Origin of the sequence: Janthinobacterium sp. AD80 (assembly GCF_002878455.1) — a bacterium.
GTDB lineage: Bacteria > Pseudomonadota > Gammaproteobacteria > Burkholderiales > Burkholderiaceae_D > Janthinobacterium.
In genome coordinates this window covers 1-2,051 of the sequence record NZ_NRDQ01000279.1, presented here as the reverse complement: position 1 = coordinate 2,051, position 2,051 = coordinate 1, and the positions used below count along the sequence as shown (strand labels likewise).

Below are 2,051 nucleotides of genomic sequence, written 5' to 3'. Positions count from 1 at the left end.
CTGTGCCAGGTGCGGTTCGACGTGGTGCTCGACGACCGCGCCGCCCAGACGGGGGCGCGATGCGCATGAATACCCAGGACGAGCTGCTCGAATACTACCGGCGCGAACTGGCCTACCTGCGCACGCAGTCGGCCGACTTCGCCGCGCGCTATCCGAAGGTGGCGCAGCGCCTGGTGCTGACGGGGGCCGAGACGGCCGATCCGCACACGGAACACCTGATCCAGTCGGTGGCCTTTTTGAACGCCCGCGTGCACCGGGAACTCGACCGCGACTTCCCCAGCGTGGCTGCCGCCATGCTGGACAATCTGTGCCCCAGTCTGACGCAGCCCGTGCCGGCCATGACGGTGATGCAGATGGCGCTCGACCCCATGGAAGGCAAGGTCACGGCCGGCGCGCGGGTGGCGCGCGGCACCATGCTGTCGGCCACGGCCGCCACGGGCGAGCAGTGCCGCTTCCAGGTGGCGTGGGAGACGACCCTGTGGCCGCTGCGCGTGCATGCCATTGCGCAGGAAGACCCGCGCACCTTGCGCCTGGACATGCGCTGCGACGAGGGCGTCGACGTGGCCGAGCTGGAACTCGACACCCTGCGCCTGCACCTGTCGGGCGATTTGCTGACCACCATGCCGCTGCATGAAATGCTGATCAGCGGCCTAGATCACCTGGAAGTGGTGTCGAGCGGCGGCGTGCACCGCCTGGCCGCGCGCCACCTGGCCGAAGTGGGCTTTGCCGAGGACGAGGCCATGCTGGGCGGCCCGGCCCACGCCCATCCCGCGTATGGCTTGCTGCAGGAATACTTCGCCTTTCCCCGCAAGTTCCAGTTTTTTGACGTCAGCGGCCTGCGCGGGCGCCTGGGCAGCGGCGGCAGCTTCGCGCTGCGCCTGGTGTTTGGCCACAGCGCGCCCGTGCTGGCGCTGCTTGACGCGGGCAACGTGCTGCTCGGCTGCGTGCCAGCCCTGAATCTCTTTCCCGTCACCAGCGAACCTGTCGTCGTCGACCGGCGCCACTATGAATACCTGCTGGTGCCCGACCGCCGGCGCGACGCCGTCATGGAAGTGCATTCCATCCTGGGCGTGACGGTGTCCGACCCGCGTGGCGAGCGCAGCGTGGACATTCCCAGCGCGTTTGCCGAGGAGGGCGGCGAGGACGGCGTCGCCTTGAGCTGGACCATGCGCCGCGAAACCAGCCTGCGCAAGGGCATCAGCGGCACCGATGTGTACCTGGGTTTTGTCGACCGGGGCGACGTGCAGGCGGCCTTGAGCGAACCGGTCGCCTATGCGCGCCTGCTGTGCACCAACCGCCTGCTGGCCGAACAGATCGGGCCGGGCACGCGCTTCCACGGCGACGGCGTGGCCGCATCCACCACCATCCGCGCGCTGTACCAGCCAAGCGTGCAGCGCCCGCCCACCATGGCCAACCACGCCCTGTGGTCGCTGGTGTCGCTGCTGCGCCTGAACCACCGCTCGCTGGTCGACGGCAGCACGGGCGCCGATACCCTGCGCGACATGCTGCTGCTGTTTGCCGGCGGCAGCGCGCGTGACCAGGTGCAGATCCGTGGCATCAAGCGCCTGGCGGCCCGCGCCGGCACGGCGCGCGTGGGCAGCGAAGGCTGGCGCGGCCACTGCCGCGGCACCGACATCGTGCTCGAATTCGACACCGACGCCTTCGCCGGCACCTCGCCGCTGGTGCTGGCCGGCGTGCTGGCGCGCTTCTTCGCCCTGTACACCACGGCCAATTCCTTCGTGCGCCTGTCCGTCGTGCGCCACGGCGAACCCTGGATGCAATGGCCTGCCATGACGGGACGACAATGCCTGACCTGATCGCACTGCTGCGCCGCGCGCCGCATACCTTCAACCTGTTCCAGGCCATCAGCCTGCTCGAACGCAGCGCTCCCGCGCGCACGCCCGTCGGCCATGGCCAGGGCCTGGACGAAGCGCTGCGCCTGGGCGCCCACGTGGACATGGCCTTCGCGCCCAGCGACATCGCCAGCCTGGGCGACAGCATGCGCCCGGGGCCGTCCCTGACCCTGCGCACGGCGGCGCTGTCGCTGGCCG

General features: G+C 70.1%; 2 protein-coding genes. Both read left to right on the top strand.

The window, feature by feature from the left end; genetic code table 11:
* Positions 1–65: 65 nt before the first annotated feature.
* A complete protein-coding gene (gene tssF, locus JaAD80_RS28580) occupies positions 66–1,817 on the top strand; it encodes a type VI secretion system baseplate subunit TssF (protein ID WP_102299548.1) in 1,752 nt (583 codons plus the stop codon).
* Positions 1,805–2,051: type VI secretion system baseplate subunit TssG (locus JaAD80_RS28575; RefSeq protein ID WP_180979647.1), on the top strand; the 247-nt coding region annotated here is incomplete at its 3' end. The genes tssF and JaAD80_RS28575, both read left to right, overlap by 13 nt.

Bases quoted from the DNA above. Each gene is read 5' to 3' on its own strand.
- tssF (WP_102299548.1), top strand. From the start codon at position 66: ATGAATACCCAGGACGAGCTGCTCGAATACTACCGGCGCGAACTGGCC.